Source organism: Kitasatospora sp. NPDC040550, from assembly GCF_055594965.1.
The window spans coordinates 125237-143355 of record NZ_JBVIWC010000025.1; the positions used below are offsets into that span (position 1 = coordinate 125237).

Consider the following 18119-nt stretch of genomic DNA (forward strand, 5'->3'; position numbering starts at 1 on the left):
GCCTTGCGTTCCTTCCACATCGTCGGGCGTTCCGCGAAGTCCGGTCTGCCCACCGTACGAACCGCTCGTTTCGGGACCGCGTCGCCGCAAGGCCGGCCTGCGGCCGGTCTCCGGCACGGCCGGGCCCCGCCCCCGCCGGACCGGCCGCGGGCGTGCCCCTCCTATAGTGACGGACTGGAGGTCCGTCGCATTCCCCCGCACCACCCGCGCGGCCCCTCCCGAGGAGAGGACGGAGTCCGATGACTGCACAGAGCACCGCGACGCAGCTGCCCGAGGGGCGCTACGGCCGGAGGGGCGATGGCGAATCGGACCGTCGGCTCAAGGTGGTCGGCGCGGTCTGCGGTGTGCTCGGCCTGGGGCTGATCGCCTGGCTGGGCGGCTCCTACCTGCTGCGCGAGTCGAAGATCAACGGCTCGGTGCCGACCTTCCAGGTGCTCTCCGACTCCGAGGTGCAGCTGCACCTCACCGTGCGCAAGAGCGACGGGACGGCCGGCACCTGCACGGTCCGTTCGCAGAGCGACGACCACGCGGTGGTCGGGGTGGCCGACTTCCCGGTCCCGGCGGCCGGGTCCAGCTACGAGGCCACCGTCACCCTGCGCACCACCGCCCGCGGCACCACCGCCGAGCTGCTCGGCTGCACCCCGGCGAAGTGACAACGGCGGAGGCCGCCGAGAACACCGGGCGCAGCAGTACCGGAACACCCGGCGGAGCAGCGCCGAGAACACCGGGCGGAGCAGTACCGGAACACCGGGCGGAGCAGCGCAAAGAACACCCGGCGGAGCGGGCCCGGACCACTCCCGGAGGCATATTCGCCCACCGGAACGGGCATCCGTAGGAAGTCCCGCAGCCGGTTGCCGTACACCGTGGCGCAACGCCACCGTCAATGCCGCGACAGCGCCTCTCCCGCTTGTCGGCAGGACTTGTTAGGCTCGTGGTTTCGCCCCTTCCGCACCGGATGGTACGGGAGCGGGCGTTGCTTTGTAGTTACGACCAATATCATCGTCGACCCTGCTGACGACTCACACCCTCAGCTCAGCCCCAGCACCTACGAGGAGCACCCGTGACCCAGACCAGCGAGAACGTGACCTGGCTCACTCAGGCCGGCTACGACCAGCTCAAGGCCGAGCTGGATCACCTGACCGGGCCCTGGCGCATCGAGATCGCCCAGAAGATCGAGGCGGCGCGCGAGGAGGGTGACCTCAAGGAGAACGCCGGGTACCACGCGGCCAAGGAGGAGCAGGGCAAGTACGAGCTGCGCATCCGCCAGCTGACCCAGCTGCTGGAGCGCGCCAAGGTCGGCGAGGCCCCGGCCGACTCCGGTGTGGTGGCCCCGGGCATGGTCGTCACGGTCGCGTTCGACGGTGACGAGGACGACCTGATGGAGTTCCTGCTGGCCTCGCGCGAGGTCGCGGGCTCCGACGCCATGGACGTCTACTCGCCGCAGTCGCCGCTGGGCCGCGCGATCGACGGCAAGAAGATCGGCGACGAGGCCACCTACGAGCTGCCGAACGGCAAGCCCGCCATGGTGAAGATCGTCAAGGTCGTGCCGCACGCCGGCTGACCCGGCCCCGAGCAGCACCGCCGAGGGCGGTTGCGGAGTCCGTAGCGGACTGCGCAACCGCCCTCAGCCGTCTCGGGCCGACGGACGCGGAAACCGGAGCCGGAGCCGGAGCCGGAGCCGGAGCCGGAGCGAAAGCCGGACCGGGACCGGAACCGGGACCGGGCCCAGGACCGAAGCGGCGCCGCTCAGCCCGACGCCGAGCGGTACTTGCGCACCGACAGCCAGGAGAACACCGCCGTGATCACCACCGACCACAGCACCGACACCAGCGCCGCGTGCTGCATCGGCCAGGCACTGTCCACCGGCCCGACCTGGTTGCCGAAGAGGTCCCGGCAGGCCTGCACGGTCGCGCTGAACGGGTTCCAGTAGGCGACGCCCTGCAGCCACCCCGGCATCGAGCTGACCGGCACGAAGGCGTTGGAGATGAAGGTCAGCGGGAACAGCCAGATCAGCCCGGCCGAGGTGGCCGCCTCGGGGCTGCGCACCGAGAGGCCGATCAGCGCGCCGATCCAGGAGAAGGCGTAGCCGAGCAGGAGCAGCAGCCCGAAGGCACCGAGCGCCTTGAGCACCCCGTCGTGGATCCGCCAGCCGACCAGCAGCGCGACCAGCGCCAGCACGACAAGCGTGAAGGCGGTCTGGCACAGGTCGGCGAGGGTGCGGCCGACCAGCACGGCGGAGCGGGCCATCGGCAGCGAGCGGAAGCGGTCCACCAGGCCCTTGGTCATGTCCTCCGCGATACCGGCCGAGGCGCCGGCGACGGCGAAGGTGACGGTCTGGGCGAAGATGCCGGCCATCAGGAACTGGATGTACGTGTGGGAGCTGGAGTTCGTCCCGGGGATCTTGATCGCCCCGCCCATGACGTACGAGAACAGCAGCACGAACATGACCGGCTGCATGAGCCCGAACACCACGATCTCGGGGATCCGGGACATCCTGCGCAGGTTGCGCTTGGCGACCACCCAGGAGTCGTGCAGGGTCGCGGACAGGCCCCGGCGGGGCGTCGGCATGGCCGCGCCGATGGCGTGCTCGGTGGCGGTGCTCATCTCAGCGCTCCGTTCCGGCCGCGACGGCCTGCTGCTGGTCGGGCCCCTGGCCCTTGCCGTCGGCGCCGTCCGCGCCGTCCGCGCCGCCGCCCGAGGAGCCGCGACCGCCCCGGCTGCGGCCCTTGGCGCCGCCGCCGTCCTCCTCGGCCGACTCGGCGACGTGGCCGGTGAGGGTGAGGAAGACGTCGTCCAAGGTCGGGCGGCGCAGGCCTATGTCGTCGATCTCGATGCCCCGGCCGTCGAGTTCGCGGATCACGTCGGCGAGCACCCGGGCGCCGCCGCTGACCGGCACGGTGATCCTCCGGGTGTTCTTCTCCACCGCGGGCTCGCCCAACGCGTACCCGGACAGGGCCGCGACCGCGTCGGTGACCAGGCCCGGGTCGTGCACCACGACCTCGATCCGCTCGCCGCCGATCTGCGCCTTGAGCTGGTCGGCGGTGCCGCGGGCGATCACCCGGCCGTGGTCGACCACGGCGATGTCGTGGGCGAGCCGGTCGGCCTCCTCCAGGTACTGGGTGGTGAGCAGCAGTGTGGTGCCCTGCTCGACCAGGGTCTCGATGACCTCCCAGAGCGCGAGCCGGTTGCGCGGGTCGAGCCCGGTGGTCGGCTCGTCCAGGAACATCACCGGCGGCCGGACGACCAGCGCGGCGGCGAGGTCGAGGCGGCGGCGCATGCCTCCGGAGTAGGTCTTGGCGGTGCGGTCCTTGGCCTCGGTGAGGTTGAACCACTCCAGCAGCTCCAGCGCGCGGGCCTTCGCGCTGCGGGTGCTCATCTGGTAGAGCTCGCCGACCATGGTGAGGTTCTCGAAGCCGGTCAGGTACTCGTCGACCGCCGCGTACTGGCCGGACAGCCCGATCAGGCTGCGGACCTTGTTGGGGTGCTTGAGGACGTCGACCCCGGCGACCACCGCGCGGCCGGAGTCGGGACGGAGCAGGGTGGTGAGGACGCGCACGGTGGTGGTCTTCCCGGCGCCGTTCGGGCCGAGCAGCCCGAGCACCGTGCCCTCGGGGACGTCGAGGCTGACGCCGTCCAGGGCTCGTACGTCGCCGAAGGTCTTCACCAGGTTCTCGGCTTGGATGGCTGGCGCCATGGCCTGCCTCATCTCCTCGGACGATTGGAGCGATCTGTCCCACTTTGCCCCCCGTTCGGGCGCGTGGGCGACTCGGTTCTCGGCCACCGACACAGAACGCGATGTATCGCGATACTGGCAACTCGCGATACATCGCGTCAAGCGAATTCGCGGAACCGCCCGCAGGCGCTCAGTCGGAGACCACGTACCCCGCGTCCCGCAGCTCCCCCACCACCAGCGCGCAGTGCTCCGGCCCCTTGGTCTCCAGGTGCAGGTCCACCTCGACCTCGGTGAGCCCCAGGCGCGGGTCGATCCGGACGTGCGCGACGTCCAGCACGTTGGCGTCCACCCTGGTCAGCACCCCCAGCAGGTCCGCCAGCGAGCCCGGCTTGTCCGCCAGCCGCACCCGCAGCGACAGGTAGCGCCCGGCCGCCGCCAGCCCGTGCCGCAGCACCCGCTGCATCAGCTGCGGGTCGATGTTGCCGCCGGAGAGCACCGCCACCACCGGGCCCTCGAACGAGTCCGGCTGCTCCAGCAGCGCCGCGATCGGGGCCGCCCCGGCCGGTTCGACCACCAGCTTGAGCCGCTCCAGGCCTAGCAGCAGGGCTCGTGACAGCGCGTCCTCGGAGACCGTGCGGATGCCGTCCGCCAGCGTGTTGACCACCTCGAACGGGATGTCCCCGGGGCGCCCGACCATGATCCCGTCGGCCATCGTGGCGAAGTGCTCCAGCGAGACCGGCCGCCCGGCCGCCAGCGAGGGCGGGTACGCGGCCGCGGCCGCCGCCTGCACCCCGACCACCCGGACGTCCGGCCGCAGCGGCTTCACCGCGGCCGCGATCCCGGCCAGCAGCCCGCCACCGCCCACCCCGACCAGGATGGTCCGCACCTCGGGGCACTGCTCCAGGATCTCCAGGCCGACGGTCGCCTGGCCGGTGACCACGTCCCAGTGGTCGAAGGGGTGGATGAACACCGCGCCGGTCGCCTCCGAGTACCGCTGCGCGGCCTGCAGCGCCTCGTCCACGGTGGCCCCGTGCAGCCGGACCTCGGCGCCGTACTCCCGGGTGGCGGCGACCTTCGGCAGCGGCGCCGCGACCGGCATGAACACGGTCGAGCGCACCCCCAGCAGCGAGGCCGCCAGGGCCACCCCCTGGGCGTGGTTCCCGGCGCTCGCCGCGACCACCCCGCCGGCCCGCTGCACCGGCGAGAGCCCCGCGATCCGCACGTACGCCCCGCGCAGCTTGAAGGAGCCGGTGCGCTGGAGGTTCTCGCACTTGAGGTGGACCGGCGCGCCGATCAGCCCGGACAGGTGCCGGCTCCCCTCCATCGGGGTCACCCGGGCGACCCCGGCGAGCATCTTCTGGGCACCGCGGACGTCGTCGAGGGTGATCGGCCAGTTGTGCATGATCCCAGCCTAGGGAGTGTCGTACGGGTTCTGTCGGATCGGGCCGCCGAGGACCCGCACGACACTCCCCAGGGGCGGCGCCACGGCCAACCCGGGACGTCGGGCCTGTTCCCGGGCCCGCTCCGCCCGCGTACGCTGCTGCTTCTGAGCTTCTCTCACCGCATGACGATCGTGAGCCGCGATGACGACGACCTCGCCCCAGGCCACCGACCGAACCGAGCCCGTGCACACCCAACTCCAGTACCAGCTGGCGGTGTTCGCCCGCCGGATGGAACAGGTCCGGACCTCCGGCGGCGGCGTGGCCGCACTGGACCGGGCCGCCTACCTGCTGCTCGACCGCCTGGAGCGGCACGGGCCGGCCAACGTCAAGGCGCTGGCCGACGCGCTCGGCGTGGACTCCTCCACGGTGACCCGCCAGGTCGCCCCGCTGGTCGCGGCCGGGCTGGTCGGCCGGGTGCAGGACCCGGCCGACCGCCGCGCGGTGCGGCTCGCGCTGACCGCCTGCGGCACCGGGCGGCTCGCCGAAGTCCGGGACGGACGGGCCGAGTTGACCCGCCGCCTGACGGCCGACTGGCCGCCCGAGGAGCAGCAGGCGTTCTGCGCCCTGCTGGCCCGCTTCAACCTCGCGATGGAGTCGTACACGGCGGACCAGCAGGGGCAGTGACTCCCTCAGCCCAGCGCCTGGGTGAGGTCGGCCAGCAGGTCGTCGATCGACTCGATGCCGACCGAGACGCGCACCAGATCGGCCGGCACCTCCAGCGGCGAACCGGCCGCCGAGGCGTGGGTCATCCGGCCCGGGTGCTCGATCAGCGACTCCACGCCGCCCAGCGACTCGCCCAGGGTGAACAGCTGCGCGCGGTTGCAGACCTCGACGGCCGCCTCCTCGCCGCCGGCGACCCGGAACGAGACCATGCCGCCGAAGGCCTTCATCTGCTTGGCGGCGATGTCGTGGCCGGGGTGCTCGGGCAGGCCCGGGTAGAGCACCTGGCTGACCTTGGGGTGGCCCGCCAGCAGTTCGGCGACCTTCTCCGCGTTGGAGCTGTGCCGGTCCATCCGGACGCCCAGGGTCTTGATGCCGCGCAGCACCAGCCAGGCGTCGAACGGCCCGGAGACGGCGCCCATCGCGTTCTGGTGGTACGCGACCTCCTCGCCGAGGCCCGCCTCGGCGAGCACCAGCGCACCGCCGACCACGTCCGAGTGGCCGCCCATGTACTTGGTGGTGGAGTGCACGACCGCGTCCGCGCCGAGCGCGATCGGCTGCTGCAGGTACGGGCTGGCGAAGGTGTTGTCGACCACCAGCAGCGCCCCGGCACCGTGCGCGACCTCGGCCAGCCCGGCCAGGTCGGTGATGCCGAGCAGCGGGTTGGACGGCGTCTCGACCCACACCGCGCGGGTGTTGGGGCGCAGCGCGGCGCGGACGTCGTCCAGCTTCTGGGTGTTGGCGACGGAGAACTCGACGCCCCAGCGGGTCAGTACCTTGGCGAACAGCCGGAAGGTGCCGCCGTAGGCGTCGTTGGGGATCACGATGTGGTCGCCCGGCTTGAGGATGGTGCGCAGCAGGGTGTCCTCGGCCGCCAGGCCGGAGGCGAAGGCGAGGCCGCGGGCGCCGCCTTCGAGGGCCGCGAGGCACTCCTCCAGCGCGGTGCGGGTGGGGTTGGCGCTGCGGCTGTACTCGTAGCCGCCCCGCAGGCCGCCCACCCCGTCCTGCTTGTAGGTGGACACCTGGTAGATCGGCGTGACGACGGCCCCGGTCTGGGGGTCTGCTTCCTGACCCGCGTGGATGGCGAGGGTCTCGAAGCCCTGGGGAAGCTGGTGCTCGGTCATGGCTCCGAGCCTAACGGCCGTACCGCCGTGCGCCCGCCGGAATGCCCGGACCTCCCGGACCGGATCCCCGAAGTCCGCCATGGTCCACCGGAGTCCACCGAACCGGAGCCCCGGGCCCGCCCGGCCGGATCCCGGGAGCGGGCCGACCGGATCCCGGAAGGGGGCCGGGCCGGAATCCGCGGGCCGTCCGGTGCGTTGAATGCTGGGCAACCCTCCCTACCCCGATGGAGCAGGCCGTGCTGTTCAACCGCCACAAGACCTCGCTCGTCCCCGCCGACCAGGCGCTGCCCGGGCGCCCGGCCCCGGCCTTCGCCCTGACCGAGCCGCACACCGTCCTCGGCAACCCGCTGACCGGCCCGTACCCGCAGGGGCTGGAGGTGGCCGACTTCGGGCTGGGCTGCTTCTGGGGCGCCGAGCGCACGTTCTGGCGGCTGCCCGGCGTCTGGACGACGCTGGTCGGCTACCAGGGCGGCTACACGCCGAACCCGACGTACGAGGAGGTGTGCAGCGGGCTGACCGGGCACACCGAGGCGGTCCGGGTGGTGTTCGACCCCGCGGTGGTGTCCTACGAGCGGCTGTTGAAGGCCTTCTGGGAGGCCCACGACCCGACCCAGGGCAACCGCCAGGGCAACGACGTCGGCACCCAGTACCGCTCGGCGCTGTACACCCACTCCCCCGCCCAGGCCGCCGCCGCGGCCGCCACCCGGGACGCCTTCCAGCCCGCCCTGACCGCGCTCGGTCACGGCCCGATCACCACCGAGATCGCCGAGGCCGGCCCGTTCTACCCGGCCGAGCCGTACCACCAGCAGTACCTGTCGGACGCCAAGAACCCCAACGGCTACTGCGGTCTCGGCGGCACCGGCGCCTCCTGCCCGATCGGGGTGGCCCGCACCCAGGGCTGACCGCCCGCCGGGCCACCCGCCGCCGGACCGCCGCCGGACCGCGCCCGCCCGGCCGTGCGGGCGCCCGCTACCCGAGGTGACCGTTCCCGGGAGCGGGCGCAGACTGGAAGGGCCAGCAAGGGCGGCCCGGCCACCTGCTGGTGGCCGGGCCGTTCCTCGTGAGAGGAGTGCGCCATGTCCGGTCTGGTCCGCATGAGTTTCGAGGCTCCCGAGGAGGTCCGCCCGTTCGAGGACGGCTCGGGGGAGCTGCGGCTGGTCAACCTGGACGGCGGCCCGGTCGGCCGGGCCGTGTTCCAGCCGGGGTGGCAGTGGTCCAAGCACGTGAAGCCGATCGCGGGGACGGACAGCTGCCAAGCGGCGCACCTGGGGTACGTGGTCTCCGGCCGGATGCGGATCGTCATGGACGACGGCGAGCAGGCCGACTACGGCCCGGGCGACTTCATGATCTGCCCGCCCGGCCACGACGCCTGGATCCTGGGCGACGAGCCGTGCGTGATCGTGGACTGGCAGGGCTTCGCGGACTACGCGAAGCGGTGAACGCCCCCGCCCGCCGCCTCGGGCGGGCCGAGGGGCGGGCGGGGCGGAAACGGGCGGGACAGGACGGGACGGCGGGGCGGGAACGGCGGGCGGGAGCGGGTCAGACCGCGCTGCCGGCCTTCCAGTCGGCCCAGCTCAGGTTCCAGCCGTTCAGGCCGTTGTCCGGCGCGACGGTCTTGTCCCCCGAGTTCCGGACCTCGACGACGTCGCCGACCATCGAGGACTTGTAGAACTTGAAGCCGTCCGTGCTGCTGTCCTGGGCGCCCTTGGCGTCCTGGAGGCCGACGCAGCCGTGGCTGGTGTTCTGCCCGCCGAAGATCGACGGCGACGACCAGTAGTTGCCGTGGATGAAGGTGCCCGAGGTGGTGAGGCGCTGGGCGTGCGGCACGTCGGCGATGTCGTACTCGCTGCCCAGGTTGACGGTCTGCGAGTTCATCCGGGTCTGGGTGAACTGCTCGGAGATCACCATCTTGCCGCCCCAGGTGGTGTGCTCGGAGGAGCCGCCGGAGATCTTGTAGACGGCGCTGACCTGGCCGTCCGTGGTGACGGTGAGCTTCTTGGTGGCGAGGTCGGCGACGCTGGTCTGGGCCCGGCCGATGGTGAAGGCGACGTCCTTGGACTGGGTGCCGTAGACGCCCTTCGCGCCCTCGACGTCCTTGAGCCGGAGCTTGAGGGTGACCTTGGTGCCCTTGGCCCAGTACTCCTGCGGCCGGAAGTCGAGGCGGGTGCTGGAGAACCAGTGCCCGACGATCTCGACGCCCGGCTCCGCTATCACGGTGATCGCCGACTGGACGGCCTTCTTGTCCGTGATCGGCTTGCTGAAGTTGATCGAGACCGGCATGCCAACGCCGACCGTCGAACCGTCCTCGGGGGTGAAGTAGCCGACGAAGGTGTTGGCCGGGGTCGCCGTGGTGAAGCTGGCGTTGGCGTCCGCCTCCAGCTTGTCCTTGTCGACGCCGCTGGCGGTCACGGAGTACTTGGTACCGCTGGCCGGGGCCGCGGCCGAGGTCCAGCTGGTGTTGTCGCTGGAGAGCTGGCCGGCCAGCTCCTTGCCGGTGGAGTCGGTGACCTTGACGTTGCTCAGGGTGCCGCCCGCGACGGTGACCTTGACCGGCTCGCTGAAACTGGCGCCGGTGGTGCCGTCCGCGGGGGTGACGGTGATCACGGCCGTCGAGGTCCTCGGCGCGCTGCTGCCGCCGCCGCTGCCGGCGCCGCCCCCGGCGCTGCCGCTGCCGCCGCCGCTGTTGTCGTTGCAGGCCGCGAGCAGCAGGACCGGCGCACCGATCAGGCCCGCGAGAACTCCGCGTCGGCTCCAGTTGCCTGCGGCCACCCGCCCCTGACCGTCCCGTGCCGTCACGTCGCGTCTCCCTGCTGATCATCCCGGGCAATTACGGATACAGAAACGCAATCCGGCCGCTCACGGTTCCATCACCGAAGGGTAAGCGATCGTATGAGATGACCCAACTTCCCACTGAGCATGGACAAAACACCCGGTCCGCCAGGGGCGGACCGGGTGTTCACGGGTGGTGACGGCACGGACGGCCGTTACTCGGCGGACTCCTCCACGGAGTACTCGTCCCACTCGTCGCTCTCGGGGTCGAACTCGGTCTGCGCCGACTCCCAGGTCGCCGAGGCGAGCTCCACGCCCGGGACGTCGCCGAGCAGCGCGACCGGGTCGATGAAGTGGGCGAGCGAACCCGACGGGTCCACCTCGATGGCGTCGACGGACTGGGCGCGCTCCTCGTCGTCGAGGTACTCGTCCCCGGCGACCTGCTGCAGGGCCGCGGCCTTGAGCGCGCCCTCGTCGGTGATCTCCGCGATGAGCTCGATCTTGAGCTTGACGTAGCGCGGGGCGTCGGTCGTTTCAGTGCTGGTCATGCGAGCGAGCGTACGGGAACGGAGGCACCCCGGCGTGCACGGGAAGCCCCTGGTGCCCGGCGGAGCGGGTGCCCGGGCAGGCCCGGAAGCGGGGCGGGAGCGGGGCGGCGGGGAGCCGGGGCGCGGGCGGGAGGCCCGGACACACGGAAGGGGCCGGTCCTTCGAAACAGGACCGGCCCCGCCGTGCTCCGAACCGGCTCCCCCACCCGGGAGCCGCGGAGCCGCGCCGTGACAGCGCGGTGATCGCCCGTGGGAGCCGCCGCACCCTGTCGACCGGCCGGAGCCGGGCAGGGTCGGGACGACGGCGCCCCCACGGAGGGGCCCCTCCCTCCGAACAACGGTCGGGGAGGGCGGACACGGCGGCCGGGTCAGGACCGTCCGACGTGACCGGAGCCGGCCGCGGCCGCCGGGGAGCCGCTCCCGGTGGACCACTGCCGTCTCGCTCGGCGTCTTGCCGTTGACCACCACGATGCCGGAGCCGTGTTAACCGCGTGCTGCGGGCAGGTGACGCCGGTGTACCACTTCGCGCGTGGACGAATCCTGCGGATCCGGCCGCGGGCGGGCGGGGTGAGCGGGCGTCAGTGCGCGCCACGGGTGGTCAGGAAGCCCAGCAGGTCCTGGCGGGTGACGATGCCCTGCGGCTTGCCCTCCACCAGCACGACCGCCGCGTCGGCCTTCTCCAGCACGGTCATCAGGTTGGTGACGGTCTCGCCCGAGCCGACCACCGGCAGCGGCTTGGACATCACCTTGTCCAGCGTGTCGGTCAGCTCGATCTCCTTGGCGAAGATGCCCTCCAGCAGCAGCTTCTCCACCACGGAGCCGATCACCTCGCCGGCCATGATGTCCGGGTGCCCGGCGCCCGGGGAGACCACCGGCATCTGCGAGACGCCGTACTCGCGCAGCACCCGGACCGCCTCGGCGACCGTCTCGTTGGGGTGCATGTGGACGAACTGCGGGACGCCGCCCTGCTCGATGCCCTCCTTGCGGACCAGCACCTCGCTGATGTGGGCCTCGTCGGTGGCCGAGGGCAGGAAGCCGTAGTCGGCCATCCAGTCGTCGTTGAAGATCTTCGACAGGTAGCCGCGGCCGCCGTCCGGCAGCAGCACCACGACGACGTCGTCCGGCCCGAGCTTCTTGGCGACCTCCAGCGCGGCCACCACGGCCATCCCGCAGGAGCCGCCGACCAGCAGGCCCTCCTCCTTGGCGAGGCGGCGGGTCATCTGGAACGAGTCCTTGTCGGAGACGGCGACGATCTCGTCCGCGACGCCGCGGTCGTAGGCGGTCGGCCAGAAGTCCTCACCGACACCCTCGACCAGGTACGGACGGCCGGTGCCGCCCGAGTAGACCGAGCCCTCAGGGTCGGCGCCGACGACCTTGACCTTGCCGCCGGACGCCTCCTTGAGGTAGTTGCCGGTGCCGGAGATGGTGCCGCCGGTGCCGACGCCCGCCACGAAGTGGGTGATCTTCCCGTCGGTCTGCTCCCACAGCTCCGGGCCGGTGGAGTAGTAGTGCGAGGCCGGGTTGTCCGGGTTGGAGTACTGGTCCGGCTTCCAGGCGTTCGGGGTCTCGCGGACCAGGCGGTCGGAGACGTTGTAGTAGGAGTCCGGGTGCTCCGGGGCGACGGCGGTCGGGCAGACCACGACCTCGGCGCCGTACGCGCGCAGGGTGTTGATCTTGTCGGTGGACACCTTGTCCGGACAGACGAAGATGCACTTGTAGCCCTTCTGCTGGGCCACGATCGCCAGGCCGACGCCCGTGTTGCCGGAGGTCGGCTCCACGATCGTGCCGCCCGGCTTGAGGGCGCCCGAGGCCTCGGCGGCCTCGATCATGCGCATCGCGATGCGGTCCTTCACCGAGCCGCCGGGGTTGAAGTACTCGACCTTGGCCAGCACTGTCGCGGTGATGCCCTCGGTGACCTTGTTCAGCTTGACCAGCGGCGTGTTGCCGACCAGGTCGATGATCGAGTTGTGGTACCGCACGGGGGTCCTCCCGGTCTATGGGCATGCGAGTGCATTCGGTACTGCAAAGCCTAGGGCGTGCCACGTGCCCCAGCCCTCCCTTCCCGCACTCCCCCCACCGCCGCCGCGCTCCACCAATGGCCCACCCCCGCCCGCGCCCCCGGTACTCCCGCCCTCCGCGCGGGTAAGAGCGCTGTGCAGGCGTGGCCGTGTCCCCGGAGGGGACGGCACGAGGACGCGAAGGGGGCACCGGATGCCAGGGGCACAGGACTCGCGGGCCCGGGTGGCCCGTCGGATCGCCACCGCGGCGGCGTACGGCGGAGGCGGGCTCGGACTGCTCGGCGTGGGCCTGGTGGGCCTGCTGCTGACCGAGAGCAAACTCGCCGTCCAGGCCATCGGCGTCCTGGAGACCGTCCCGCCCAAGGCCGACGGCGTCTACGGCGAGGCCTTCGCCGACCGCGGCGCGCCGCCGCGGCCGCCGCTCGTGCTGGCCGTCCTCGGCGACTCCACCGGCGCCGGCCTGGGCGTGGCCCGCGGCCGCGAGACCCCGGGCGCGCTGCTGGCCTCCGGCCTGGCCTCGGTCGCCGAGCGCCCGGTGCGGCTGGTCAACGTGGCCCGCTCCGGCGGGCGCTCGGCCGACCTCTCCGGCCAGCTGGAACGGGCCCTGCGGCACCGCCCGGACGTCGCCGTGATCATCGTCGGGGCCAACGACGTGACCCGGCACAGCCCGGCCCAGCTCGCCGTCCGCCAGCTCGGCGAGGCCGTCGCCGCGCTGCGCGCCAACGGCTGCGAGGTGGTGGTGGGCACCTGCCCGGACCTCGGGACGATCAAGCCGGTGCGCCCGCCGCTGCGCTGGGTGGCCCGGCGGCTGAGCCGCCAGCTGGCCGCCGCGCAGACCATCGCGGTGGTGGAGGCGGGCGGACGCACCGTCTCGCTGGGCTCGCTGCTCGGCCCGGAGTTCGCCGCCCGCCCGGAGATGTTCGCCGCCGACCGCTACCACCCCTCGGCCCAGGGCTACGCCACCGCCGCGATGGCCGTGCTGCCGTCGGTCTGCGCCGCGCTGGGCCTGTGGCCGGAGGAGGAGCGCCCGAGCGCCGCCCGCCCCGGCGAGGCGGTGCTGCCGGGCGAGACGGTGCTGCCGGTCGCGGTGGCCGCCGCGGCAGCGGCCGGCCGGGCGGGCACCGAGGTGGCGGCCGTGGACCCGGAGGGCCCGGGCCGGCGCTGGGCACTGCTGCGCCACCGGCTGCGGGTCGGCCCGGACGCGGTCCGGGAGCCCGGCCCGGTGCCCGGCAACACGTCGGCCAGCTCACACGCCGGGGCCGGTGACGACTGAGCTACCACGCGGTAACTTTCCTCCCGGACCGCCAGGTCCGCCGTCACCCAGCGAGGAGCCCGCAATGCCCGAAGCCGTCATCGTCAGCGCCGCCCGTTCGCCGATCGGCCGGGCCTTCAAGGGCTCCCTCAAGGACGTCCGCCCGGACGACCTGACCGCCCACATCATCCGGACCGCCCTGGCCAAGGTCCCGCAGCTCGACCCGCGCGAGATCGACGACCTGATGCTCGGCTGCGGCCTCCCGGGCGGCGAGCAGGGCCACAACCTGGCCCGCATCGTGGCCGTGCAGATGGGCATGGACTACCTGCCCGGCGCCACCATCACCCGCTACTGCTCCTCCTCGCTGCAGACCACGCGGATGGCACTGCACGCGATCAAGGCCGGCGAGGGCGACGTCTTCATCTCGGCCGGCGTCGAGACCGTCTCGCGCAGCGTCAAGGGCACCTCGGACGGCATGCCCGGCACCACCAACCCGCTCTTCGACGAGGCTCAGGCCCGCACCGCCAAGCGCGCCGAGGAGGGCGGCGGCGAGTGGCACGACCCGCGCGAGGACGGCCTGCTGCCGGACGCCTACATCGCGATGGGCCAGACCGCCGAGAACCTGGCCGCGCTCAAGGGCATCACCCGCGCCGACCAGGACGAGTTCGGCGTCCGCTCGCAGAACCTCGCCGAGGCCGCCATCAAGTCCGGCTTCTGGGAGCGCGAGATCACCCCGGTCACCCTGCCGGACGGCACCGTGGTCAGCACCGACGACGGCCCGCGCGCCGGCGTCACCCTGGAGGGCGTCTCCGGCCTCAAGCCGGTCTTCCGCCCCGACGGCACCGTCACGGCCGGCAACTGCTGCCCGCTGAACGACGGCGCGGCCGCGCTGGTCATCATGTCCGACACCAAGGCCCGCGAGCTCGGCATCACCCCGCTCGCCCGGGTGGTCTCCACCGGTGTCAGCGCCCTCTCCCCCGAGATCATGGGCTACGGCCCGGTCGAGGCCTCCCGGCAGGCGCTCCGGCGGGCCGGCCTGACCATCGACGACATCGACCTGGTCGAGATCAACGAGGCCTTCGCCGCCCAGGTCATCCCGTCCTACCGCGACCTCGGCGTCGACCTGGACAAGCTGAACGTCAACGGCGGCGCCATCGCCGTCGGCCACCCCTTCGGCATGACCGGCGCCCGGATCACCACCACGCTGATCAACTCCCTGCAGTGGCACGACAAGCAGTTCGGCCTGGAGACCATGTGCGTCGGCGGCGGCCAGGGCATGGCGATGGTCATCGAGCGCCTCAGCTGAGGTTCCCACCACGCTCCGAAGGGTCTGGACCACCCATTTGGAGTGACCGTGCGTAATTGAGGGCCGGATCACACCGAGAGGTCGATCCGGCCCTCTTCGCGGTCGTTTCCGGTCCGGAAATCGACACTGCGGAGCGGATCAACTCCACTGCGTAGAACGGTGTTACCTAACAATTTGGGGACAAGAGCGAAAGTCCCGGACGAATTAGACATTCGCCACTGCGGTAACAGCCCCGGATGGGGCAGTGTGGACACGTAACCCCGTTCCGCTCCTCGCTAGGAGTACGTTCCGTGAGCGCCGTCTACACCATCCTGCTGCTGATCCTGATCACCGTGTCGACCGCCGTGTTGCTGCGCCTCCGGGGCATCTCCCGGCGGCTGGACGCACAGGCAGCCGCCCAGGCCGGGCCCGCACCGGTGGACGAGGCCGCGATACGCCGGGCCGTCGCCGAGGCGCTGGCCACCGACCGCGAGCGGGAGATCACCGAGGCCCGGGCGTTCTGGGCCGAGCAGGAGGCCCGCGCGGCCGAGGACGCCCCGCTGTTCGACTCCCCCTTCGCCGGGGCGCCCTTCACCGAGGCGCCGGCCGGCACCGACGAGTGGCCGCTGTTCTTCCCCCGCCCCACCGGCCCGCAGGACGCCGCCGACAACGCCGGGACGATGGACCCGGAGTTCGGCGAGGCGCTGCGCTCCGCGCTGGAGGACCTGATCACGGAGGGTGGCACCGGCCCGGCCGAGCCGGGCACCGAGGGCGGCACCCCGCTGCGCCCCGGCCACCCGGTCGGCGAGACCGCCAAGGACGCCCGCGCCCGCCGCGAGGCCGACCTGCTGGCCACCGGCCTGGAGGCCGGGCTGCTGGACGCCGAGCCGCTCGTGGAGGAGGCCCCGGTCGCCGCCCCCGACCCGCGCCGCCACCCCTCCCACCCCGACTTCGTGCCGAGCCAGGCGCCCTCCCGGGAGTGGACCGACACCCGGCTCGCCGCCCTCGCCGAGGAGGCCGTCGCCCTGATCGACGTCCGCCCGGGCCCGCTGGGCACCCTGGACGTGTACGCCTTCGCCGACGGCACCACGCTGTGCGTGGCCCCGGGCGACCGGGAGGCCGCCTACCGGCTGATCGACGCGGTCCGTGCCGGTGAGCACGTCCGACTGCTCGGCGGCTCGCGCTTCTCCGGCTCCTACTCGCTGACCTTCTCCACCGACGAGGAGGCCGTCTACGTGCTCGCCGACCGGGTGGTCGCCAGCATCTGACCAGGCCTCAGCCGCGCAGCAGGACCGAAGGCCGCCCGGGTCACGGGATTACCGACCCGGGCGGCCTTCGGCGCGCCCGGCTCCGGGGACGTGCCCGGGAACCCGCTCCGGGAGCCCGCTCCGGGGGTCAGACGCAGAGCGCGGCCGTCTCCCGCACCGCGGCCACCGCCCCGGCCAGCAGCTCGCCCACCGCCGCCGGCCCGTCCGGCAGCGCCACCTCGGCCCCCTCGGGCAGCGCCGCGAGCGCGGCCGCCAGGTCGTGCCCGGCGACGGCCAGCTGGTCCCCCGCCGCGAAGGCCCCGGCGTCCGGGAACTCCCGCGCCGGCCCGCCCTCCGCGGCCAGCGCCAGCGCGGCCAGCCGCCGTGCCAGCGCCAGCACGGCCGCCGCCCGCGAGGCGTGCCCGGGCACGGCGCCCAGCAACTTGCTCTGCGGCAGCGAGCGGAAACGATCCGCCAGTCCGTCGACGGCTACGACCAGGGGCTGTACGTCATGCATGCACAGGAGCCTAACCAAACGCCGCCGGGCCCCGGAGCGGTGAGCGCTCCGGGGCCCGGCGGCAGTGGGTGGCGAGGACCGGGGGTGCGTCAGTCGTCGCCGCGCAGGCTGGCGATCAGGCGCAGCATCTCGAAGTAGATCCAGACCAGCGAGAAGGTGAGCCCGAAGGCGGCGCGCCAGGACTCCTCCTGCCGGGCGCCCTGGGCGATCGCCTCCTCGATCTCGTTGAAGTCCAGCGTCAGGTAGAACGCGCCGATGGCGATGCCGAGCAGACCGATCCCGACGCCCAGCGGGCCGCCCCAGGTGTTCAGACCGCCACCGAACGCCCAGGCGACGCAGTTGATCAGCAGCAGCCCCGAGAAGCCGAGGCCGATCGCGATGCCGATCCGGCGGTACTTCGGGCTGAGCCGGAGCCGGCCGCTCTTGTAGACGTAAAGCGTCGCCCCGAACACCACCGCGGTGCCGAGCACCGCCTGGATCGCGATGCCCCGCATCAGGGTGTCGAGGAAGTGCGTGATCGCGCCGAGCGCGAAGCCCTGGAACGCCGAGTAGGTGAGGATCAGCGCGGGGCTGATCTTCTGCCGGAACTGGATGACCAGGCCGACGATGAAGGCGACCAGCGAGGCGCCGACCGCGAAGCCGAAGTTCTCGAACGGCAGCGTGAACCAGGCCACCGCACCGGCCGCGACGACGGTCAGCAGCGTGATGGCGGTACGGGCGACCACGTCGTCGAGCGTCATCCGCCCGGTGGCCGCCGGGCCGGCCGACGGCCCGTTGTACATCTGGTAGAGCTGCTCGTCCGTCAGCGGGCCCTGCCCCTGCGGCTGGGCGTACTGCGTCCCCGCGTACGGGTTGCCGTGCTGGCCCCCGGCCTGCGCGGTGCCACCGAACCCCGCGTAACCGGGCTCGCGGGTGAAGGACCCCTCCCGCGAGAAGACCGGGTTGCTGCTTCTCATGTGCTCATTCCCTCCGTGGCGGCACTGCACCGCCCAGGTACCAGGGTAATGGCTTGGCAAAAATTCCGGGATACGCCGCGAGGAGGATCCGGTGAACGACTCCCGGCGGGGACGCCGGAGGCGCCCCCGCGGGTCGTTGCGGTGCCCGGAGCCGGACTCGAACCGGCACGGCCTCGCGGCCAAGCAGTTTTAAGCTGCCCGTGTCTGCGTTCCACCATCCGGGCGTCCTGCGAACCACCCCTGAGACTAGTCGCCCGGATCACCCTTTCGCATGTTCCCAGCCCGGGAAGTTGTCATGTTTCCTTGCCATCTGACGAACAGTTCGAGATTCGGCCACGAAGCACGGTGATTCCGGCCACCGCACCGTCCTCAGGGTTCCCGTCATACCGCAGGAGGAGGGTCCGGCACCTCCCGTACGCCCAGCGGTGGTCGGGCCAACCGTTCGAGGGAGCGACGCAAAACCATGATCACGTAGCGGAGCATGGAGGGACGAATCCGCGAACCACCAAGGAGCATCCCCGTGACCACGCCGACCGCAACCGCCGTCCGTACCGGCCTGGCGGCCGCCCGCGCCACCGGTCTGAACAAGGTCTACGGGGAGGGGGAGACCCGGGTCGTCGCCCTGGAC

Annotated in this window: 17 protein-coding genes, 1 tRNA gene and 1 pseudogene; 9 read left to right on the top strand and 10 right to left on the bottom strand. The window is 72.4% G+C overall.

Annotation, left to right across the window (positions count from 1 at the left end; translation table 11 throughout):
- Positions 1 to 239: 239 nt before the first annotated feature.
- Both ACZ58X_RS30975 and greA read left to right on the top strand, forming a co-directional pair.
- Positions 240 to 653, top strand: coding sequence for a DUF4307 domain-containing protein (locus tag ACZ58X_RS30975; protein ID WP_470336881.1), 414 nt, complete (start codon positions 240 to 242; stop codon positions 651 to 653).
- 407 nt (positions 654 to 1060) lie between these two features.
- The gene (gene greA, locus ACZ58X_RS30980; protein ID WP_470336882.1) at positions 1061 to 1561 is read left to right on the top strand and encodes a transcription elongation factor GreA; all 501 of its coding nucleotides are present in this window, start codon (positions 1061 to 1063) and stop codon (positions 1559 to 1561) included.
- Positions 1562 to 1746: 185 nt separating this feature from the next.
- Here greA and ACZ58X_RS30985 read toward each other — a convergent pair whose 3' ends face one another.
- From ACZ58X_RS30985 to ilvA, 3 genes are all read right to left on the bottom strand, one after another.
- Entirely contained in the window at positions 1747 to 2604 is an 858-nt protein-coding gene (locus tag ACZ58X_RS30985; protein WP_470336883.1) for an ABC transporter permease, read from the bottom strand.
- Position 2605: 1 nt separating this feature from the next.
- Positions 2606 to 3694, bottom strand: a complete 1089-nt coding sequence (locus ACZ58X_RS30990; protein WP_470336884.1) for an ATP-binding cassette domain-containing protein — start codon at positions 3692 to 3694, stop codon at positions 2606 to 2608.
- A 169-nt stretch (positions 3695 to 3863) separates the two neighbouring features.
- A complete protein-coding gene (gene ilvA, locus ACZ58X_RS30995) occupies positions 3864 to 5075 on the bottom strand; it encodes a threonine ammonia-lyase (protein WP_470336885.1) in 1212 nt (403 codons plus the stop codon).
- Positions 5076 to 5256: 181 nt separating this feature from the next.
- Between ilvA and ACZ58X_RS31000 the strand changes: the two genes are divergently transcribed.
- Positions 5257 to 5739: a MarR family winged helix-turn-helix transcriptional regulator gene (locus ACZ58X_RS31000; protein WP_470336886.1), complete on the top strand. Its 483-nt coding sequence runs from the start codon at positions 5257 to 5259 to the stop codon at positions 5737 to 5739.
- Between the two features lie 5 nt (positions 5740 to 5744).
- Here ACZ58X_RS31000 and ACZ58X_RS31005 read toward each other — a convergent pair whose 3' ends face one another.
- Positions 5745 to 6899 carry a cystathionine gamma-synthase gene (locus tag ACZ58X_RS31005; RefSeq protein ID WP_470336887.1) on the bottom strand — a complete coding sequence of 385 codons (1155 nt, stop codon included), beginning with the start codon at positions 6897 to 6899 and terminating at the stop codon, positions 5745 to 5747.
- Between the two features lie 224 nt (positions 6900 to 7123).
- Here ACZ58X_RS31005 and msrA point away from each other — a divergent pair, with 224 nt between their 5' ends.
- Together msrA and ACZ58X_RS31015 are read left to right on the top strand one after the other, a co-directional pair.
- On the top strand, positions 7124 to 7801 hold the full coding sequence (gene msrA / locus ACZ58X_RS31010) for a peptide-methionine (S)-S-oxide reductase MsrA (RefSeq protein WP_470336888.1): 678 nt from the start codon (positions 7124 to 7126) through the stop codon (positions 7799 to 7801).
- 174 nt (positions 7802 to 7975) lie between these two features.
- The gene (locus ACZ58X_RS31015; RefSeq protein WP_470336889.1) at positions 7976 to 8338 is read left to right on the top strand and encodes a cupin domain-containing protein; all 363 of its coding nucleotides are present in this window, start codon (positions 7976 to 7978) and stop codon (positions 8336 to 8338) included.
- Positions 8339 to 8438: 100 nt separating this feature from the next.
- On the opposite strand, the gene ACZ58X_RS31020 is transcribed toward ACZ58X_RS31015, so the two are convergent.
- The 3 genes from ACZ58X_RS31020 to ACZ58X_RS31030 form a co-directional block, all read right to left on the bottom strand.
- Complete coding sequence (locus tag ACZ58X_RS31020; RefSeq protein ID WP_470336890.1) at positions 8439 to 9695, bottom strand: L,D-transpeptidase; 1257 nt, start codon at positions 9693 to 9695, stop codon at positions 8439 to 8441.
- 188 nt (positions 9696 to 9883) lie between these two features.
- Positions 9884 to 10216 (bottom strand): hypothetical protein, encoded by a 333-nt coding sequence (locus tag ACZ58X_RS31025; RefSeq protein WP_470336891.1) that lies wholly within the window; start codon positions 10214 to 10216, stop codon positions 9884 to 9886.
- 578 nt (positions 10217 to 10794) lie between these two features.
- Positions 10795 to 12195, bottom strand: coding sequence for a cystathionine beta-synthase (locus ACZ58X_RS31030; protein WP_470336892.1), 1401 nt, complete (start codon positions 12193 to 12195; stop codon positions 10795 to 10797).
- Between the two features lie 232 nt (positions 12196 to 12427).
- Here ACZ58X_RS31030 and ACZ58X_RS31035 point away from each other — a divergent pair, with 232 nt between their 5' ends.
- The 3 genes from ACZ58X_RS31035 (at position 12428) to ACZ58X_RS31045 (ending at position 16039) form a co-directional block, all read left to right on the top strand.
- Entirely contained in the window at positions 12428 to 13507 is a 1080-nt protein-coding gene (locus ACZ58X_RS31035; protein ID WP_470336893.1) for an SGNH/GDSL hydrolase family protein, read from the top strand.
- A 64-nt stretch (positions 13508 to 13571) separates the two neighbouring features.
- A complete protein-coding gene (locus tag ACZ58X_RS31040; protein WP_470336894.1) occupies positions 13572 to 14792 on the top strand; it encodes an acetyl-CoA C-acetyltransferase in 1221 nt (406 codons plus the stop codon).
- Positions 14793 to 15082: 290 nt separating this feature from the next.
- On the top strand, positions 15083 to 16039 hold the full coding sequence (locus ACZ58X_RS31045) for a hypothetical protein (RefSeq protein ID WP_470336895.1): 957 nt from the start codon (positions 15083 to 15085) through the stop codon (positions 16037 to 16039).
- Between the two features lie 127 nt (positions 16040 to 16166).
- On the opposite strand, the gene ACZ58X_RS31050 is transcribed toward ACZ58X_RS31045, so the two are convergent.
- From ACZ58X_RS31050 to ACZ58X_RS31060, 3 genes are all read right to left on the bottom strand, one after another.
- Complete coding sequence (locus ACZ58X_RS31050; protein ID WP_470336896.1) at positions 16167 to 16535, bottom strand: hypothetical protein; 369 nt, start codon at positions 16533 to 16535, stop codon at positions 16167 to 16169.
- A gap of 89 nt (positions 16536 to 16624) precedes the next feature.
- On the bottom strand, positions 16625 to 17491 hold the full coding sequence (locus ACZ58X_RS31055; RefSeq protein ID WP_470336897.1) for a Bax inhibitor-1/YccA family protein: 867 nt from the start codon (positions 17489 to 17491) through the stop codon (positions 16625 to 16627).
- Between the two features lie 142 nt (positions 17492 to 17633).
- Positions 17634 to 17715 (bottom strand) — tRNA-Leu (locus ACZ58X_RS31060).
- A gap of 257 nt (positions 17716 to 17972) precedes the next feature.
- Here ACZ58X_RS31060 and ACZ58X_RS31065 point away from each other — a divergent pair.
- Positions 17973 to 18119: pseudogene (locus ACZ58X_RS31065) on the top strand (ABC transporter ATP-binding protein); the annotation flags it as partial.

Excerpts from the sequence above, each read along its gene's own strand:
- ACZ58X_RS31015 (WP_470336889.1), top strand. The coding sequence starts at position 7,976 with ATGTCCGGTCTGGTCCGCATGAGTTTCGAGGCTCCCGAGGAGGTCCGC.
- ACZ58X_RS30985 (WP_470336883.1), bottom strand. The coding sequence starts at position 2,604 with ATGAGCACCGCCACCGAGCACGCCATCGGCGCGGCCATGCCGACGCCC.
- ACZ58X_RS31035 (WP_470336893.1), top strand. The coding sequence starts at position 12,428 with ATGCCAGGGGCACAGGACTCGCGGGCCCGGGTGGCCCGTCGGATCGCC.
- msrA (WP_470336888.1), top strand. The coding sequence starts at position 7,124 with ATGGAGCAGGCCGTGCTGTTCAACCGCCACAAGACCTCGCTCGTCCCC.
- ACZ58X_RS31000 (WP_470336886.1), top strand. The coding sequence starts at position 5,257 with ATGACGACGACCTCGCCCCAGGCCACCGACCGAACCGAGCCCGTGCAC.
- ACZ58X_RS30975 (WP_470336881.1), top strand. The coding sequence starts at position 240 with ATGACTGCACAGAGCACCGCGACGCAGCTGCCCGAGGGGCGCTACGGC.
- ACZ58X_RS31040 (WP_470336894.1), top strand. The coding sequence starts at position 13,572 with ATGCCCGAAGCCGTCATCGTCAGCGCCGCCCGTTCGCCGATCGGCCGG.
- ilvA (WP_470336885.1), bottom strand. The coding sequence starts at position 5,075 with ATGCACAACTGGCCGATCACCCTCGACGACGTCCGCGGTGCCCAGAAG.
- ACZ58X_RS30990 (WP_470336884.1), bottom strand. The coding sequence starts at position 3,694 with ATGGCGCCAGCCATCCAAGCCGAGAACCTGGTGAAGACCTTCGGCGAC.
- ACZ58X_RS31055 (WP_470336897.1), bottom strand. The coding sequence starts at position 17,491 with ATGAGAAGCAGCAACCCGGTCTTCTCGCGGGAGGGGTCCTTCACCCGC.
- ACZ58X_RS31005 (WP_470336887.1), bottom strand. The coding sequence starts at position 6,899 with ATGACCGAGCACCAGCTTCCCCAGGGCTTCGAGACCCTCGCCATCCAC.
- ACZ58X_RS31050 (WP_470336896.1), bottom strand. The coding sequence starts at position 16,535 with ATGCATGACGTACAGCCCCTGGTCGTAGCCGTCGACGGACTGGCGGAT.
- ACZ58X_RS31025 (WP_470336891.1), bottom strand. The coding sequence starts at position 10,216 with ATGACCAGCACTGAAACGACCGACGCCCCGCGCTACGTCAAGCTCAAG.